The sequence below is a fragment of the Sorangium sp. So ce302 genome (assembly GCF_051530145.1).
Taxonomy (GTDB): domain Bacteria; phylum Myxococcota_A; class Polyangia; order Polyangiales; family Polyangiaceae; genus Sorangium; species Sorangium cellulosum_B.
In genome coordinates this window covers 8,468,613-8,485,816 of the sequence record NZ_CP150326.1, presented here as the reverse complement: position 1 = coordinate 8,485,816, position 17,204 = coordinate 8,468,613, and the positions used below count along the sequence as shown (strand labels likewise).

The following is a 17,204-nucleotide window of genomic DNA, read 5'->3' as shown; positions in this document are numbered from 1 at the left end:
TTGAGCCGGCGGGCAGCCTTGAGCCGGCAGGCAGCCGCTCGCCCGGCGCGGCGGCTGGGCTCGCCGGCCCGTGGAGCTGCGCCGGTCACCGCGCGCCGAGATCCTCGATACGGTAGCCGTCCGGGTACGTGCGGTTCCTCAGCTGAGTGAGCAGGCGCGGCGAGCGCCGGCGCGGCATGGCCCGCAAGAGCGGGCCGCGCGCGCGGAGCGCCGCCTGCACGAGGCCGCGCAGCCCGGGCGGAGGCCGCGGCAGCCCGACGGCGTCGAGCATGCGATCATCGATCATCGCGTGGAGGACCGGCGCCCCGAGCGGCCATAGCGCTCTCGGCAGCGCCCAGCCCAGCACGAGGTCTCGCGTCGCCACGGCGAGCGTCCGGTTGTCCTCCGAGAACCGCAGGTGCTCCGCCTCGTAATCGAGGTTGAACCGCTCGAACGCCTCGTAGCTCGGCGGGATATCCTTGATGTTCATCAGCGTCCCGACCTGCTTCCAGTAGTGGTAGGCCGCGAGCTTCTCCTTTTCGAGCAGCGCGCGCCAGGCGAAGCGCTCGTTCCAGCGGATGGGCTCGAAGATGAACGTCGACAGCGTGTACAGGTACTCGTCGTTCGGGATGGCGTAACGCCCGTGCTGCCGGTTCATGCGCCGCAGCGCCGCCCGGCCGCGCTCGCTGTCGTATCCGTTCTCCAGCATCTCGGAGAGGATGAGGACGGTGTCGTCGTAGCGCTTCTGGGTGCGCTGGAGGAACTCCCCTGTCTGCACCAGGAGAGGTGTGCCCTTGGCGATCCCGAAGACACGGAACAGCGCGAGCTCGAGGGCGTGCTGCGTGTCCCACGGGAAATCATAGCACGTCGAGAGAAATGCGATCTCCTGATGATCCTTGACCGGATCCAGGTTTGCTTCGATATGGTCGCGGATCGCATAGCGCGATCGCGATTCGGGAGGGGCCCAGCGCATGGAAGATCTCCTGATGTGTATCCGCCCGATGACGCGTCCATTTCTATCATGCCTCGCGCAGCCTGGCGGAAACATCGCTGAACAGATGAAGACGTCGATCGTGGCCATCGTGGCGAGGCGAGGCGAGGTGAGGTGAGGTGCGGTTCACCGTGGCGCGCCGTGAATGAGGAGCTGTGATGCGGCGGCGGGCTCGCGCCGGGCGAGCCGGCTGGCCAGGCTCCGCGCGGCGAGGCCGCGGGGAGGGCCGGGGAGCGCGGCGCCGAGACGCTCGATCAGCTCGGTCTCGCGCTCGGCTTTCGGGCCCGCTTTCGCCCGCGCAGGCGCGTGCGCGGCCTGCGCGAAGGTGGCACGCTAGCGCCGTGCCGCCTGTCATCGACGACATGATCCAGGAGCTCCTTACACGCCATCGGTCGACCGGTCGGGTGGACCTCAACGACATCGCCGAAGTCGTCGACCGCCGGGCGGTCTCGTACGAGGAGGTCGAGTACATCATCGACCGGCTCGAGTCCGAGGGCCTCCGCGTCGCCGAGCCGCTCGATCGGGGCGATGTCGAGGTGCTCCGCGCCGTCGTCGCGAGCGCGAGGCGGCTCGCGGCCGAGCTCGGACGCACACCCACGATCGGCGAGATCGCGCTGGCCTCGGGCCATGCCCCGCACACGGTGCGCCGGGCGCTGGAACAAGCGGGGCGTGCCAAGGCTTGTTGAAGAGGAGGTGCGCTGGCCGCGCAGGACGCAGCGCGGCAAGCCACGGTGACGCGCGGGCACGACGAGGTGCGCGAGAGGTGGCAAGCTGCGGCAGGCTGGCGCAAGACGCGGCAACCCGCGGCAAGAAACGCAGAAGCGGAACGACGCCAAACAAAACGAAAGCGCTGCGCCGTTGAGTGCAGACCAGAGCTCTACATCAGTGTTACGATGGAGATGGAGGGGTGCTCTGTAGCCGTAGTCGATTGTTTCATCTACGCATCAGGGAAGGAAGGCTGGACCCGATGAACATCACGATCACGTTCCGCCATATGGTGGGTACCGACGCCGTGAAGAATTACGCCCATGAGAAGGTGGCCAAGCTTCAGAAGTTCCTTAGGCAGGCGATGACGGCGCAGGTCACCCTCTCCGTCGAGGGTCTGACGCACGTCGCCGACGTTCGCCTCTCCTCCGGCAGTCTAGCCTTCCATGCGACCGAGCGGGGTGAGGACATGTACGCGTCGATCGACATGGTCCACGACAAGCTCGAGCGGCAGATCCGGGATGGGAAGGGTCACACCATAGCGCGGAAGCGCGGCGGCACGAGCGCCGGCGAGTACGCCGTCGAGGTGGAGCGCGAAGCGGTGGCCGCGACGGGACGCTCCCGATCGTGAGCCGCCGCGCGCGTCGCCGAGGCGCGACGCGCGAGCCGGAGCGAGGGCAGCCGCGCCCGCCGGCGCGGCGCGCTCCCATCCTGTGAGCCGCCGCTCGCGGGCGAGGCGGCGCGCTCCCTCCGCGTGAGCCGCCGCGCGCGTCGCCGCGGCGAGCGCGGCGGCGAAGAGCGCTCGTCTCCATCAGCTCACCCCTGCGCATGGCCAACCTGCCGGGGAGCCTGCCTGGAGCGGCGCGGCGGTCGCCCAGCGATCGCGACGCGAAGAACGCGAAGAACGCTCCCTCCGGGGCCGCTCGCCGCGATAGCGTCCTTGAGTCGCGCACCCGAAGCCCCCAGGGTACGATGGCCACATCGGCTCGCTTGGCCCTGGCCGAGCGCCGCGCCGACCGTGCCACGTGCGCCGTTCCAGAGCCCTCTCACCTCGCCCGAGCGCCGAAATCAGCATGCAAGTCCGCGACATCTTGACCGCGCACCAGGTATCCGTCGCCAGCGAGCAGGAGGGGGTCGTCCGCTCCAAGACGGACGCGCTCCGCCGGCTCGCCGCCCTGCTCGCGGCAGGACAGCCGGGGGTCAAGGCCGATGACATCGAGCGGGTGCTCGGCGAGCGCGAGCGCCTGCAGTCCACCGGCGTCGGGAGCGGCGTGGCCATCCCCCACGGCGCGATGGAGGGCGTCGATCGGCTGATCGGCGCGGTCCTGATCTGCCCGAAGCCGATCGACTTCGACGCGATCGACGGGGCGCCGGTGGCCATCCTCGTCGCCGTGATCGGGCCGAAGCGCGCCACGGGCGAGCACCTCAAGACGCTGGCGCGCATCTCCCGCCTGCTGCGGGACGAGACGTTCAGGCGGCGGCTGCTCGGCGCCTCGACCGGGCGCGCGGCGTTCGAGCTCATCGCCGCCGAGGAAGGGAGGTCGGTCTCATGAGCGGCCCGCGCAGCGGCGGACACGAAGGGGAAGGGGGCGGCCGGATGCCCCCCTCGACCCGCGGTGGGCGGGCGGACCGCCCCGCCATCGCGGTGCGGAGCCTGATGGCCGACGAGGGGCTCGGCATCGACCTCACGCTCATCGCCGGCGCCGCGGGCCTCGACCGGCCCATCATGAACACCCGCATCCAGAAGTCCGGGCTCGCGCTCGTCGGCCACTTCCACGGCATCGTCCCGACGCGGGTGCAGATCCTCGGGCAGACCGAGCTCTCGTTCCTCCACAAGCTCTCCCGCGAGGACCGGCTCCTGTCGCTGCGCGGCTTCTTCGAGCTCGGCCTGTGCTGCGTCATCCTCACGCAGGGCGACCAGCCGTTCGAGGCGAACGGCTCCGGCATCGGGTTCGTCCCTGTGCCGGAGCTCGCGCAGTGCGCCGAGGAGAGCGGGACGCCGCTCCTCGTCTCGGCGGTGCGGTCGAGCGCCACGATCACCGCGCTGCACGCGCTGCTCGACGATCGCCTGGCGCCGCGCCTGCGGCTGCACGGCGTGCTCGTCGACGTCTTCGGCGTGGGCCTCCTTCTCATGGGGTCGAGCGCGATCGGCAAGAGCGAGTGCGCGCTCGATCTCGTGATGCGCGGCCACCGGCTCGTGGCCGACGACGCCGTGGAGTGCGATTACCGCCCTCCCGGCATGGTCTTCGGGGCCCCGGCGGATCTCCTCCGGTACCACCTCGAGGTGCGTGGCCTCGGCATCCTCAACGTGAAGGACCTCTTCGGCGTCACGTCGATCCGCGAGCGCAAGCGGATCGACGTCGTGGTGAAGCTTGTCGAGTGGTCGAAGGACACCGAGTACGATCGGCTCGGGCTGGACGAGCGGTACCACTCCATCCTCGGCGTGAAGATCCGGGAGCTCGTCATCCCGGTGCGCCCGGGCCGCGACATGGCGTCGATCCTCGAGGTCGCCGCCCGCAACGAGCTCCTGAAGAACGCCGGGTTCCACGCGGCCCGCGAGTTCTTCGGCAATGTCGAGGGCGAGCTGCTCCGCGAGCGCTCGCCCGAGGAGTCGTCGATCCCGCCGCCGGCGAGGCTCGCCGAGGAAGGCGCCTCGCGGATCGCCGCGCCGCCCGGCCCGCCCCGGCCGCCGCCGCCGCCGCCCGGCCGCGGCGTGGACGCGCCGAACCCCCCGAGCAGCGCCTTCCGGCCGCCCGTGGATCGGGGCAGGCCGCCCCCTGATCGCCCGAGCTCCGGGTTCAGCCCCACGGAGTCGTCCGTGAGCCTGCCGCGGCCGAGGAGGCGAGGGTGAGCAACGGAGGCGATCAGCAGCAGCACGGCCTGCACGGGCCCGACGGCGCGCCGGGGCGCGTCGTCGTCGTCACGGGCCTCTCCGGCGCGGGCAAGTCGACGGCGCTCCACGCCCTGGAGGACCTCGGCTTCTTCTGCGTGGACAACCTGCCCACGTCGCTCGTGCAGCCGGCGGTCGAGGCGTGCGAGTCGGGCGGGATCACCCGGATCGGGCTCGGCATCGACGTCCGGGTGGGCTCCTTCCTGGCGGGCGCCACGGCGGCGCTCGACTCGATACGGACCGGACGGGACGTGGTGATCCTCTTCCTCGACGCCTCGGACGAGACGCTGCTCCGGCGCTTCAGCGAGACGCGGCGCCCGCACCCGCTGACGACCGGCGGCAGCGGCGCCATCGCGATGCTCGACGGCGTCCTCCTGGAGCGCGAGCGGCTCGCGTCGCTGCGGGCCAGGGCGACGATCGAGCTCGACACGACCCGGCTGTCGACGCACGACCTGCGCCGCGTCGTCATCGAGCGGCTGCGCCCCGCGAAGGTCGAGGTGCCCCGGATGTCCACCCGGTTCATCTCGTTCGGTTACAAGTACGGCATCCCGCTCGACGCCGATCTGCTCTTCGACGTCCGCTTCCTCGACAACCCGTATTTCGTCCACGGCCTCCGCGAGCTCACGGGGAACGACGAGCCCGTGCGGGAGTACATCCTGAAGAACCCGGATGCCCTCGAGTTCATCTGCAGGACAGAGCAGCTCCTCTCGTTCTGCATGCCGCGCTACGCCAGCGAAGGAAAGAGCTACCTCACCGTCGGCATCGGGTGCACCGGCGGCCGGCACCGCTCCGTCGTGCTCACCAACGCGCTCAGCGACAGCTTGCGGCGGAAGACGGGGCTCCCGATCACGGTCGTGCACCGGGACGTCGCCCGGGCGAGCACGAGTGGTGTACCCTCGGGGGTGGGAGAGGGCATGGCCGGGGCGCCCGGCGTGGATCTCCGGCTGGCGCAGCCGGGAGCGCCCCCGTCGGAGCCTCGCCCGGCGTCGGACACGAGCGTGACGGGGGGCGAGCGGTGACGACCGAGGCGGTAACGAGGCGGTTTACCATCATCAATGTCCGCGGGCTCCACGCGCGCGCCGCGACGAAGCTCGTGCAGCTCGCGGGGCGTTACGACTGCGAGATCTCGCTGACCGGGCCGGACGGGCAGTCGGCCAACGCGAAGAGCGTGATGGGCGTGCTCCTGCTCTGCGGGTCGATGGGCACCCAGATCGAGGTGAGCGCGACGGGCGATCAGGCCGCCGACGCCGTCTCCGCCATCGGCGAGCTGATCGCCGCGCGCTTCGGAGAGCACGAGTGACGCGCGGCCCGAGCGCGCTCTCGTCGGACGCCCCGGACGAGCATCCCGCCCCGGCGGACGCCGTCCGGAGCGGCTCGGCGGCGCCCGGCGCCCGGGTCGACTCGATGCCGCCCGGCGCCCGGACGGAGACGCTGCGGGGCATCGCTGGGTCCCCCGGGGTCGCCATCGGCGCGGCCGTCGTGATGGGCGGCCACCGGACGAACCACCCGCGCCGCCGCGTCGGCTCCAGCGAGATCGCGGCGGAGCTCGAGCGCTTCGAGGCCGCGGTCGAGCGCGCGCAGGACGAGCTGCGCGACATGGCGAAGCGCATCGGCGACCACCGCGCCGAGGCGTCGATCCTCGAAGCCTACCTGCTGATGCTCGGCGACGAGGCCCTCGCCGACGCCGTGAAGCGCCAGGTCACCGAGGAGCGCCGCTGCGCCGAGTGGGCGGTGGTGATCGCGTGCGAGGCGATCGCCGGCCGCTTCGCCGCGCTGGACGACCCGTACCTGCGCGAGCGCAGCCACGACGTCCTGTTCGTCGGCGAGCGCCTCCTGCGCGCGTTCAGCCTCCCGCCCCAGGAGCCGCCGTCCTCGCGCGACACCTCGCCCCTCTCCACGCGCAGCCTGATCGAGCTGCAGAACTCGATCGCCATGCCGGCGACGTTCGGCGCGGCGCTCCCGCGCTTCTCCGGGCCGACGATCCTCATCGCGCACGACCTGTCGCCGGCCGACACCGCGGCGATGGTCGACGAGCCGGTCGTCGGCTTCGTCACCGAGGTCGGCACCCGCACGAGCCACACCTCCATCATGGCGCGCGCGCTGGAGATCCCGGCCGTGGTCGGCGTCAGCGACGTGCTGCAGCGCGTGATCACGGGCGACATCGTGGTGATCGACGGGCTGCGCGGCACGGTCGTCGTTCGCCCCGGCCCGGCCGAGCTCGCGGACGCGCGCGCCCGCGCCGAGCGCTACGTCGCGCTCGGCAAGGAGCTCTCGGAGTCCAGGCACCGTGCCGCCCAGTCGAAGGACGGCGTCAAGGTGTCGCTCCGGGCGAACGTCGAGCTCCCGGCCGAGGCGATCCTCGCGCGCGACCAGGGCGCCGACGGCATCGGCCTCTACCGGACCGAGTTCCTCTACATCGACCGCACGTCCCCGCCCTCGGAGGACCAGCAGTTCGAGATCTTCCGCGCCGTCGTCGAGGCGCTCCGCCCGAAGCCGGTCACGCTGCGCACGTTCGACATCGGCGGCGACAAGTTCGTCTCCACGTTCCAGGTGCCGCCCGAGATGAACCCGATGCTCGGCCTCCGCGCGGTCCGGCTCGCGCTCTCGCGCCCCGACGTCTTCCTCGAGCACCTCCGCGCCATGGTGCGCGCCTCCGCCTACGGCGACGTGCGGATCATGATCCCCATGGTCGCGGGCCTCGGCGAGCTCCGGCAGGTGCGCGCGCTGCTGCGCCGCGCGCAGGAGCAGGTGCGCGCCCGCGGCCAGGCGTGCGCCGACGAGATCCCGCTCGGCGTGATGATCGAGGTGCCCTCGGCGGCGATCATGGTCGACCATTTCGCGCGCGAGGCCGCGTTCCTGAGCCTCGGGACGAACGATCTGATCCAGTACGCGCTCGCGGTCGACCGGACCAGCCGCTCGCTCGCCTACCTGGCCTCGCCGTTCGACCCGTCGATCCTGCGGCTGATCACGAAGGTGATCCAGGCAGGCCAGGATTTCGGCAGGCCGGTCTCCCTCTGCGGCGCGATGGCGAGCGATCCGCTCGCCGCCCTGCTGCTGCTGGGCCTCGGCCTCCGCGACTTCTCGATGGAGGCGGCGGCGATCCCGGAGATCAAGGAGACGCTCCGGCGCGTGACGGTCGCCGAGGCCGAGGCGGTCGCGGCGGAGGCGCTCGCCTGCGCGACGGCGGAGGAGGTCGAGTGCTGCGTCGCCGCCTCGTTCGCGCCGGACCTCTACGACCTGCTCACGGGAGAGCGCGCCACGCGGTGAGCGGCGCGCTGGGTGCGGTGGGGCCGACGCCTGCGGTGCCGGTCGCGTCCGGGGTGGCGCGCGCGCTGGCCGCCTGCGCGGTGGCGCTCGGCCTGTGCGCGGCGGGCTGCGAGGAGGAGGCGCCGCCGACGCGGCTCGTCGGGCAGGTGCACCTGACGCTGCTCCACACGTCGGACATCCACTCGCGGCTCTTCCCGTACAACCTGCAGCTCGGCCAGGTGGACGCGGGGCTCGGCCTCGGCGCGGCGGCCTCGATCGCGAACGTCGGCGGCGCCGCGCGCATGTCCCATCTCCTCGGGCGCGAGCGCGCCCGGTCGTCGCGCGCGCTTCACCTCGACGGCGGCGACTGCTTCCAGGGGGCGCCGATCTTCAATTTCTACTCTGGAGAGGCGGAGATCCGCGCCCTCGGCGCCATGGGCGTCGACGCCATGATCGTCGCCAACCACGAGTTCGACCGCGGCGCGCTGAACCTCGGTATCCAGCTCCAGCAGAACGCCGGCTTCCCCGTCCTCGCGGCGAACTACCAGCTCGAGGACCCCGCGCAGCCCGGCGCCTCTCCGCTCGGCGCCATCCTGCAGCCGTTCACGGTCTTCGACCTCGAGGGCCTCCAGGTCGGCGTCGTCGGGATGGGCAACCTCTCCAGCCTGACGTCGATCTTCGAGGCGCCGAACCGGCTTGGCGTCACCCCGCTGAACACGACCGAGGTCGCCCAGTTTTACGTCGACCTGCTCCGCCCCACGGTGGACGTCATCGTCTTCGTGACGCACCTCGGCCTGGACGGCGACGAGCGGATGATCGAGACCACGACGGGCATCGACGTCGTGCTCGGCGGGCACAACCACATCGTCCTCCAGCCGCCGAAGCGCGTCCGCGACTGCTCGCGGTACTACGACGAGGAGGAGCAGCGGCACTACATCCTCCTGAACGACGAGCGCTCGCCCGGGGAAGGCGCGAAGCGCCGGCGTTACTGCACGCCGCGCGACGTGCTGCTCGCGCACTCCGGCGCGTTCGCGAAGTTCGTCGGGCGGCTCGACCTCGTGCTGTCCAGGGACGCCTCCGAGCTCGGGGGCGGCTACGACCCGCTGAACGGCTTCGAGGTGCTCTCGGACCGGTACGAGCTCTTCCCGGTGACCGAGGGCGTGCCCGCCGATCCGATCGTCGCCTCGGCGCTCGAGCCGTACGCGCAGGGGCTCGACGCGCTCGCGAACCTCGATCTCCTGGTCGGCTACGCGCCGGGCGGCTCCCGCCGCGCCTCGGCGAGCGGCGGCGACTCGCCGCTGGGCAACCTCATCGCCGGGGCGATGTGGCTGCGCCTCGGCATCCAGACCGATTTCGCGCTCACGAACACGACGGGCATCCGCGCCGACCTCGTGCCCGGCCCGGTGACGGTCGAGCAGATGTTCAACGTCTTCCCCTTCGACAACTCGATCTCGAAGATGCAGCTCTCCGGCCTCGAGGTGCAGGAGCTCTTCGACTTCGTGGCGCGCCGATCGAGCGGCCGCGGGTGCGTCTCGCAGGCGCAGATCGCGGGCGCGCGGGTCGTCATCGACTGCGCCGCGCGCTCGGCCGACGGCGCCGCGTCCGGCGTCGCGACCCACGCGTACATCGGCGCGCGCCGGCCGGCGATCGCGTGCCCGAACGGCGACGCCGACTGTCCGGGCGGCGAGGTGGGCAGCTGCGACGTCGAGGCGAGGCGCTGCTGGCATCCGCTCGATCCGATCGCGACCTACGAGCTGGCGACGTCGAGCTACCTCGCCCAGGGCGGCAGCGGGTTCCGCGTGCTCCAGCGCAACACGACGCAGCTCGACACCCAGGTGCAGCAGCGCGACGCGCTGATCGACGCCATCCGCGCGGGCAGCCCATGCGGCGCGGACGAGCGCGGCGAGCTCGCGTCGTGCCGGCGGGACGCCGATTGCGCGGGCGTGGGCGAGGGCTTCGTCTGCGCGTGCCCCGAGTCGGTGGTCGAGGGGCGGGCGTGCAAGACCGGCGAGGCGCCGTGCTCCCGGGGCGCGTGTGTGCTCGCGCGCTGTCGCGATGACGTCGCCGCCTACCAGCGCGACGTCTGCGCCGAGGCGCCGACCGACTGGGTGCGGGAGCAGTGCGAGAGCGCGCTCGCCCCGTGCAGCGCCGCGGGCGAGCAGTGCAAGCACCTGGCGTGCGTCGACCGGCGGCTCGGCAACTTCTCCGACGGCCGCTTGCGGATGGTGGGCCAGTGACGCCGCGGGCGAGGCGCCGAGCGGCGCTCGCGGCCGCCGCGCTCGCCGGGTGCGGCAGCGACGGCGGGCCGCCCCGGGGCGTCTCGAGCTTCTGGGTCCAGGTCGTGCAAGTGAACGGGGAAGCGCCCCCCTCCGCCGAGGCGCCGCTGCCGGCAAACCGCGGCGACACGGTCGACACCTGGTCGTTCAGGATCGAGGCGCGCGACGCTGCCGGCCGCCGGACGCCCTTCGACGGCATGGTCAGGCTGAGCGTCGATCCCGGGGCGGTGCTCGACGTCGAGGCGGACGACGAGGGCATCGCGGTCGGCCGCAACATCCGCCTGCGGGACGGCGTCGCCGAGGGGATCGCCCACGTGACGGCCGTCTACGGGCCCATCCGGCTGTGGGTCGAGGACCTCGGCTACCGGCCCGCGTCCCGGGGCGACCGCCCCGCGTGCGCCAACGGCGTCAACGACGACGCGCCGGGCGACATGCTCGTCGATTTCCCCGCCGATCCCGGGTGCGCCTTCGCGGACGACGACACCGAGGAGGGCGGCTCCTTCAGCGCCGGCGTCTCGAAGCCGGTCGCCTACGCCTCGCCGCGCATCGCCGACGTGCAGGGCGGCGGCTCGGCGACGCCCTACCCGTCCGAAGCGATGCGGATCGACACCGCGGCTCCCCAGCAGGTCGTCGTCACGCGTGTCTCGAGCGACGGCTTCTACGTCACCGATCTGGCCGGCCAGGGCAGCGGCTTCAACCACCTCTTCGCGTACAATTTCAGCACACCTGCCAACCTGCGTGTCTGCGATCGGCTCGAGTACCTCGCGGGCACCGTCGACGAGTTCTTCGGCTTCACCCAGCTCTCGTTCCCTTCGTACGAGATCGCGCGCGCGCAGGAAGGAGCGGAGTGCCTGGTCCCGGAGCCGACGGTGCTCGACGGGCCGACGATCGCCGGCGCCCTGGCCATGGAGCGCCTCGAGAGCGGGCTCGTGCGCGTCGAGGGGTTCCACATCGGCGAGCGCTTCGGTCCGAGGCCCGCGAGGGACAACGTCTTCGCCGCGGAGCAGTCGAACTGCGATCTGAACGGCGACGGGCAGGTCGATTTCGACAGCCAGGCCGAGCGGAGCTGCGCGAACGCGTGCTCGGACGACCCCGAGTGCAGCGAGTGGACGAGCTACTCCGCGCGCGGCAACTACAAGATCACGGACGGGTCGAGCAGGATCCAGATCCAGACGGGCACGGTGAGCGCCTTCGATCCGACGTCCCACCGGGGCGAGGTGATCGACGCGGTGACTGGCACGCTCCGGAGCTTCTCGGGCGGCTCGCTGAACTGGACGATCGAAGCCCGCTGTCCGGACGACCTCGTCTGCCGGGCGCCCGGCTGCGCGCCCGCCACGAAGCCCTCGAAGGAGGCCTGCGTCCGGACGCGCAGCCTCGACGACGACGACGCGGAGACCAACTAGCCACCTCCTCGCCTTCGCCGCGGCCGCGCCCGCCGGTTCACCCAGGCCCAGGAAAGCCACCGCCCGCCATGCACCGAAGCGCGCTCCTCGCCCCTGCTGCCTCCGCGGCCTTGCTGTTCACGCTCGCGCCGCCGGCGCTAGGCCAGCCGCAGCCGCCGCCAGCGCCGGCTGCGCCGAGCCCGGACCAGGCCGCGCCGACCCCGGCGCCCGACGCGCCAGCCTCGGACCAGGCCGCGCCGGCCCCGGCGGCCGCCGCGCCGCCTCCGATCTCGCAGCCCGCCCCCGCCGCCGTTGTCCCGACCCTCCCGCGGATCGAACCCTACCTCCCGCCAGCGGCCACCGAGCCTCTCGTCCGCGTGGGGGACGCGATGGACACGCGCCTCACGTGGACGCTCGGCGACGACGACCTGCTCCACGACACGGGTCAGGCGCAGCCGCTCTCGCCCAACCTCAGCGTCGGCGATCGAAAGCAATTCCGGCTCTTCTTCGACAACCTCAACTCCCGCTTCAGCGGGCGCGAGAACCTGACGCACCTCGCGCTCTACAAGAGGATGCCGGGGTTCATCGAGCGGCTGGACACCGAGGCTTCTCTCGTCCTGCGCATCGATCTCGCCGCGCTGTCCAGGAACAACAACAACGTCAATCAGGCGTTTTACGACGCCGGATCGTTCATTCGCGCCTTCTATCACATAGGCGGCAGGGCAGAGGGGAAGACCGGCGTCGGTGTCACGCTCTGGCCCATCGACACGGACCGGTTTCGTCTCGGCTACCTCTACGACATCTCGTGGGGCGGGACGAACGGCTCCGCCAATCAGTCCATCTTCCCGCGCATCATCGGAACCGCGCCTGGCGCGAAGGTCCAGCTCGATGCCGACCGGTTCAGCGTGTACGCGGGGTTCAAGGTCGCGAGCCTCACCCAGGTCCAGAAGGTGCTCACCCCCGGCACGAGCGAGACCGAGGAGATCCGAATCGCTCAGACCAACTACGGCTTTCTCCTTGGCGGGGGCGCCGATCTCCACCCCCACGTTCACGTCGACCTCGGCGCCGGCTACTTCCAGCAGGGCCGCTTCGACTTGCCCGACGTCGCCGGCGACCCGGTCTACACCTACGGCGCCTCGGCCCGGATCGTCGCGCACGCCAGGAACGAGCCCATCCCGCAGTCGGTCGACTTCCTCCTCTATCGCAACGATCCCACCAAGCCGCAGATCCTCTTCAAGCCCGAGACGTACGCGCCGGGCAAGACGACATGGGCGGTGAGCCTCGAGGCGACGAACCTCTTTCAGAACCTCAAGGACTTCGAATCTGCCGGCGCCACCACCCACCAGCCGGCACGCGCCGGCGCCCTCCAGGCGGTCGTCAAGTCCGGGTATGCGCGCGCGAGCGTCACGGGCGTCTACCGCGACCTGCCGTTCGTGCTGCGCAACCAGCCGAGCTTCATCCCCTTCCAGACGATCCCGAAGACCGCCCAGACCTCGACCGCCGACGAGCTGTTCTTCGCGCTCGCGGCCGATTACCACCTCGCGTCCGCGCGGCTCACGCCCGGCCTCGGCGTGGGCCTGCAGTTCCCCGCCGCGTTCAGGACGATGTCCATCGACGCCATGAGCGCGGTGATCGCGCGCACGTCCGTCGTCCGAGAGCAGGGCAATGTGTCGATCCTCCCCTTCAACGCCTCCGCCGTCCCGATCTTCCAGCTCCGCGCGAGCCTCAAGTGGGATATCAGCAAGATCCTCTCCGCCGTCGCGTGGGCTCAGTACGTGCGTGACAACAACGGCACCTTCATGGAGCGAGATCCCTCCGAGGGCACCGTGGCCCTGCGCACCTTCGTGAACCCCGACTTCTTCGGCCTCGGCACGAGCTTCCAGGCCCGCTTCTGATCCGGCGACCGCGCCGCGCGCTCGTCGCGCTCCGCTCGCCGCGCCTGCCCGCGCTCATCGCGGCTGGAAGTCCTTGAACGCCGCCACAGCCCGCGGCGACGTGCTCACGGTCTCCACGATGCGGAAGCCGCCGCGCAGGTAGAAGCCCTCGAAGTGCAGCACGCTCTCGCCCTCGGCGGGCTCGATCTCCCAGTAGCGCGAGCGGTCCTTCGACGTGCCGAGCACCGCGATCCGCCGCCACCCCGCCGGGATCATCCCCGTCCACTCGGGGCCGCGCTTCTCCGACAGCTCGAAGTCGTCGCGGCTGTGCTTCACGCGGAAGCTCGCGTCCGGCCCCGAGCCGATGCGCGCGTGGAGCGTGGCCCCGGGCGGTCCCTTCGCCATCTGGTCCTGGCGCCGCGGCCCCCGCTTGCTCACGCGGTAGCCCGCCACCGAGTGCGGATCGAGGTAGTAGGTGCCTCCTTCCTTGCTCGCGCGCAGCCGCCCCGCGTAGATCGCCTGGCGCACCGCGCTCTCCGAGATGCCGAGCTGGTGCGCGGCGTCCGGCACCGTCATCGTGAACCGCGTCCGCGGCGTGACGACCGCCGAATCGGGCGGCAGCCGCTTCCGCGCCACGCAGTCGAGCATCACGTGGAAGGCCGGGTCGCGGTACACGTCGGCGGTCGCGACGCTCCGGCCCGCGACGGCGGTCCTGTCCAGCAACGGGTTCTCCGGGCCGAGCACGAGATCGAGCAGCTCTGCATCGGACACCGACGGATCCCTGGCCGCCGCCAGGACCCGGGACAGAAAGGCGCCCAGCTCGCCCGCCGGCGTCGGGAACTCGACCGTCTCGCCGGACAGCAGCGTGTATTGCGTCTTCATCTCGCCTCTTCGCAGCTCGCAGCTCGTCGTGTGCGCTCACCCACACCGCGCGCCGCGCGCGTGCCCGGGCCCACGCGAGCCCGATCCGTCCAGGAGGCGGACGAAGTCCCACGCACGCGCCGGAGGCGCGCGCAGGCGGATCTCACCCCACCGGGGACGCCGCGCCGGCGGAGCCCGCCTCGATGGACGGGCCCGCCCGCACGTCGCCCACGTCGGGCACGCGTTCAGCGCCGCAGCTACGCATTACTGTAAGCCCGTTCAGGTTGTCCCGTCTAGTGCCTTCGCACGCCGCTAGGACAAATGCCGTCCGCTTCCAGGACGGCGGTGTGTTCGCAACCGTCCGAAATCAAACGTTAATTCTGTATGATCAGAACGCGGCGCGACCACGGAAAAATCGTCGAGGGTCGCGGACGGGGCGCGGATCGCGGCGCCACGCCCGCCTCGCGCTGTCGCCGCGCCCGGGTTGCCGGAGGGATTTGTTCAGTGGGTAGGCCCCACCTTTTGTTCAGGTATCGGGCCGCTGTCGCGTCTCGGCGAGGGCCTCGATCGTGTCGCGATCGTGGTCCCGGATGCAGTCGACGCCGTTGCGCTCGAACTGGATGGCGGCGGCCAGCGCGCTCCGGCTTCGCTCGCGGTCCATGGCCCACGCGGCGTGTCGCACGAGCAGGGCGAGCTGCAGCGCCCGGCCCAGGGTGATCGCGACCCGGCGGGCGCCCGCCTCGAGGCCGGGGCGGTCGGCGGCGGCCATCTCCTTGATCCACGCGCGGGCGTGGGACACCGCGCGCGACGCGGACGTCTCGGCCTCGGCGAGCTTGGGCTCGACGACGCCGGTCAGGAGGCGCGCCACCTCGGCCGCGAGGATGTCGAGCGAGCCGTCCTTCAGGATCACCCGCAGCGCGTCGAGGGCGAGCACGTTCGTCGTGCCCTCCCAGATCGTGAGGACCTGCGCGTCCCGGAGCAGGCGCGGCAGCCCCGTGTCCTCGACGTAGCCGGCCCCGCCGAACGCCTCGAGCACCTCGCTCAGCACCGACACCGCCTGCTTGGCGGTCGTGAGCTTCGCGAGCGGGATGATCAGCCGCAGCAGCTTCGCCTCCGAGTCGGTGAGTGAGCCCGTCTCCTCGCGCCCGAGCAGCTCGATCGCGCGGAAGGTCAGGTGGAAGGCGCCCTCGAACTCGGCCTGGAGCTCGGCGAGCGTGTCCATGTGCAGCGGCTTCTCCGCCAGCGTCGTGCCGAACTGGACTCGGCTCTGGGCGTACGAGCGCGCCAGCGCGAGCCCCCGGCGCATCCCGGCGATGGCGCCGATCGCGTTCCAGGTGCGCGTCACGTTGAGCATCGGCGCGATCGCCCGGACGCCGTTCGACAGGCCCGCCACCGGCGTGGCGAGGACGCCGTCGAGCGTGAGCTCGGCGGTCGGCACCTTGCGGGTGCCGAGCTTGTCCTTCAGCCGGTTGATCAGCACGCCCTCGCGGCGCCCCGCCTCGCCGGCGAGCTCCACGTAGAAGAGCGCCAGCCCGCGGCTGCCCTCCGGGTTGCCCTCGGGGCGCGCGAGCGTGAGCGCCATCTCCGACGTGGTCGACGAGGCGAACCACTTCGTCCCGTGGAGCCGGTAGGCCCCGTCGGGGTCGAGGCGCGCCGCCGTCTCGCTCCGCCCCACGTCCGAGCCGCCGGTGCGCTCGGTCATCCACTGGCCCGAGGTCCACGCGGCGGCGGGGTCGCGGCTTGTGAGCCGGGGCACCGCGCGGTCGATGAGCGCCCGGTTGTCGCTCGCGAGGAGCGTCCGCGCGGCGCCGTCGGTCATCGCGAGCGGGCACGTGTACACGTCGCTCGACGCGTCGAAGAGGTACGCCAGCGCGAACTGATGGACGCGCGAGAACGCGCCGTGCGCCCGCTCGTAGGCCGTCGCGACGACCCCCCGCTCGCACGCGATGCGGGCCGCCTCCTTCCAGAGCTGGGTCACCTCGACGTGGTCGATGCGCCTTCCCCAGGCGTCCCACGACGTGAGCTTCGGCTCGTTCGCGCGATCGGCGAGCTGCAGCTCGTACAGGCGGCCGCCGGCGAGCTCGCCCATCTCCCGCAGCGAAGGCGTTATCGACGCGGCCACCTCGCGCGGCAGGGCCCGCGCGAGATAGGACCGCAGCACGCGGTCGTCGTCGTACTGGTTCCCGAGTGTGGGGGGGTCTTGATAGAAAGCCACCGGCCGACTCCTAGGTTGGTGCGCCGCAACCCGAACCGTGCGACGCCCGCGCGCCGATCACGTTCCGCGCGCCCCTCCGTGCACGCGCGGCGACTCGCAGCCTCGATAGAGCTCGAAGCTACTGAACCCGTCCCACCCGGTTCAACAGGAAGCCGGAGGCTGCGTCGCGCCGACGCGGCGAACGGTGAACCTCTGCTGGTAATTTCCCCGCGACGCCCGGTTTTTGTGGGCTGTTCGGGTGCTGTGTCGCACGGAAAGAAGCGGAAGTCGCTGAATGTGCAGTTCTTGACTTCTCCGATGCACCAATGCATATGGCTGGCGGTGAAGCTCTCGAACAAGGGTCGCTACGGTGTGCGCGCATTGTTCGATATCGCATTCCACAACGACGGGCGGCCGACCCAGATCCGCGAGATCTCCGAGCGGGAGCTCATCCCCGCGCGTTTCCTGGAGCAGATCTTCCAGGACCTGAAGAAGGCCGGGCTCATCAGCTCGAAGCGGGGGCCGCGCGGCGGCTACCACCTCGCGCGGCCCGCGAGCGAGATCAGCCTGGGCGACGTGGTCCGCGCCCTGGAGGGGCCGGTCGCCGTGATCGCTCCGGATGACGACGGCAGGCCGGAGGGCTCGCCGCTCGACCCGCCCACGGCCGTGTTCCAGGATCTGGCGCTCGCCATCGAGCGCTGCTTCGACTCGGTGTCGATCGCCGACGTCTGCGAGCGCGGCGTCGAGCTCGGCGTGCACCGCAAGGGGCGGCCGGAGCGCTCGACCTACGTGATCTGAGCCGACAC

The 17,204-nt window shown here is 71.6% G+C and carries 14 protein-coding genes; 11 read left to right on the top strand and 3 right to left on the bottom strand.

What is annotated here, in order from left to right; all coding sequences use genetic code 11:
• Positions 1 to 85: 85 nt before the first annotated feature.
• Positions 86 to 952: an oxygenase MpaB family protein gene (locus tag WME73_RS32135; protein ID WP_437740167.1), complete on the bottom strand. Its 867-nt coding sequence runs from the start codon at positions 950 to 952 to the stop codon at positions 86 to 88.
• A gap of 359 nt (positions 953 to 1,311) precedes the next feature.
• Between WME73_RS32135 and WME73_RS32130 the strand changes: the two genes are divergently transcribed.
• The 10 genes from WME73_RS32130 to WME73_RS32085 all read left to right on the top strand — a co-directional run bounded on the left by WME73_RS32130 (position 1,312) and on the right by WME73_RS32085 (position 13,364).
• Complete coding sequence (locus WME73_RS32130; protein WP_437708868.1) at positions 1,312 to 1,656, top strand: sigma-70 domain-containing protein; 345 nt, start codon at positions 1,312 to 1,314, stop codon at positions 1,654 to 1,656.
• Positions 1,657 to 1,937: 281 nt separating this feature from the next.
• On the top strand, positions 1,938 to 2,306 hold the full coding sequence (gene hpf, locus WME73_RS32125) for a ribosome hibernation-promoting factor, HPF/YfiA family (RefSeq protein ID WP_437740166.1): 369 nt from the start codon (positions 1,938 to 1,940) through the stop codon (positions 2,304 to 2,306).
• A gap of 442 nt (positions 2,307 to 2,748) precedes the next feature.
• Positions 2,749 to 3,228: a PTS sugar transporter subunit IIA gene (locus WME73_RS32120; protein WP_437740165.1), complete on the top strand. Its 480-nt coding sequence runs from the start codon at positions 2,749 to 2,751 to the stop codon at positions 3,226 to 3,228.
• Positions 3,225 to 4,526, top strand: coding sequence for an HPr(Ser) kinase/phosphatase (gene hprK, locus WME73_RS32115; RefSeq protein WP_437740164.1), 1,302 nt, complete (start codon positions 3,225 to 3,227; stop codon positions 4,524 to 4,526). The genes WME73_RS32120 and hprK overlap by 4 nt, the downstream gene beginning before the upstream one ends.
• Positions 4,523 to 5,584, top strand: a complete 1,062-nt coding sequence (gene rapZ / locus WME73_RS32110) for an RNase adapter RapZ (protein ID WP_437740163.1) — start codon at positions 4,523 to 4,525, stop codon at positions 5,582 to 5,584. Before hprK ends, rapZ begins: the two co-directional genes overlap by 4 nt.
• A complete protein-coding gene (locus tag WME73_RS32105; RefSeq protein WP_272094687.1) occupies positions 5,581 to 5,865 on the top strand; it encodes an HPr family phosphocarrier protein in 285 nt (94 codons plus the stop codon). The genes rapZ and WME73_RS32105 overlap by 4 nt, the downstream gene beginning before the upstream one ends.
• Positions 5,862 to 7,832, top strand: coding sequence for a phosphoenolpyruvate--protein phosphotransferase (ptsP, locus tag WME73_RS32100; RefSeq protein WP_437740162.1), 1,971 nt, complete (start codon positions 5,862 to 5,864; stop codon positions 7,830 to 7,832). Before WME73_RS32105 ends, ptsP begins: the two co-directional genes overlap by 4 nt.
• The gene (locus WME73_RS32095; RefSeq protein WP_437912016.1) at positions 7,829 to 10,048 is read left to right on the top strand and encodes a bifunctional metallophosphatase/5'-nucleotidase; all 2,220 of its coding nucleotides are present in this window, start codon (positions 7,829 to 7,831) and stop codon (positions 10,046 to 10,048) included. The genes ptsP and WME73_RS32095 overlap by 4 nt, the downstream gene beginning before the upstream one ends.
• Positions 10,045 to 11,490, top strand: coding sequence for a hypothetical protein (locus WME73_RS32090; protein ID WP_437912015.1), 1,446 nt, complete (start codon positions 10,045 to 10,047; stop codon positions 11,488 to 11,490). The genes WME73_RS32095 and WME73_RS32090 overlap by 4 nt, the downstream gene beginning before the upstream one ends.
• Before the next feature lie 68 nt (positions 11,491 to 11,558).
• Positions 11,559 to 13,364 (top strand): hypothetical protein, encoded by a 1,806-nt coding sequence (locus WME73_RS32085; protein WP_437912014.1) that lies wholly within the window; start codon positions 11,559 to 11,561, stop codon positions 13,362 to 13,364.
• 54 nt (positions 13,365 to 13,418) lie between these two features.
• Here the strand turns inward: WME73_RS32085 and WME73_RS32080 are convergent, their stop codons facing one another.
• Positions 13,419 to 14,225, bottom strand: coding sequence for a helix-turn-helix domain-containing protein (locus WME73_RS32080; RefSeq protein WP_437912013.1), 807 nt, complete (start codon positions 14,223 to 14,225; stop codon positions 13,419 to 13,421).
• A 505-nt stretch (positions 14,226 to 14,730) separates the two neighbouring features.
• Positions 14,731 to 16,419, bottom strand: coding sequence for an acyl-CoA dehydrogenase family protein (locus tag WME73_RS32075; protein WP_437740157.1), 1,689 nt, complete (start codon positions 16,417 to 16,419; stop codon positions 14,731 to 14,733).
• 297 nt (positions 16,420 to 16,716) lie between these two features.
• Here WME73_RS32075 and WME73_RS32070 point away from each other — a divergent pair, with 297 nt between their 5' ends.
• A complete protein-coding gene (locus tag WME73_RS32070; protein WP_437740156.1) occupies positions 16,717 to 17,196 on the top strand; it encodes an RrF2 family transcriptional regulator in 480 nt (159 codons plus the stop codon).
• Positions 17,197 to 17,204 lie beyond the last annotated feature (8 nt).

Bases quoted from the DNA above. Each gene is read 5' to 3' on its own strand.
- WME73_RS32135 (WP_437740167.1), bottom strand. From the start codon at position 952: ATGCGCTGGGCCCCTCCCGAATCGCGATCGCGCTATGCGATCCGCGAC.
- hpf (WP_437740166.1), top strand. From the start codon at position 1,938: ATGAACATCACGATCACGTTCCGCCATATGGTGGGTACCGACGCCGTG.
- WME73_RS32120 (WP_437740165.1), top strand. From the start codon at position 2,749: ATGCAAGTCCGCGACATCTTGACCGCGCACCAGGTATCCGTCGCCAGC.
- hprK (WP_437740164.1), top strand. From the start codon at position 3,225: ATGAGCGGCCCGCGCAGCGGCGGACACGAAGGGGAAGGGGGCGGCCGG.
- WME73_RS32085 (WP_437912014.1), top strand. From the start codon at position 11,559: ATGCACCGAAGCGCGCTCCTCGCCCCTGCTGCCTCCGCGGCCTTGCTG.
- WME73_RS32080 (WP_437912013.1), bottom strand. From the start codon at position 14,225: ATGAAGACGCAATACACGCTGCTGTCCGGCGAGACGGTCGAGTTCCCG.
- WME73_RS32070 (WP_437740156.1), top strand. From the start codon at position 16,717: ATGCACCAATGCATATGGCTGGCGGTGAAGCTCTCGAACAAGGGTCGC.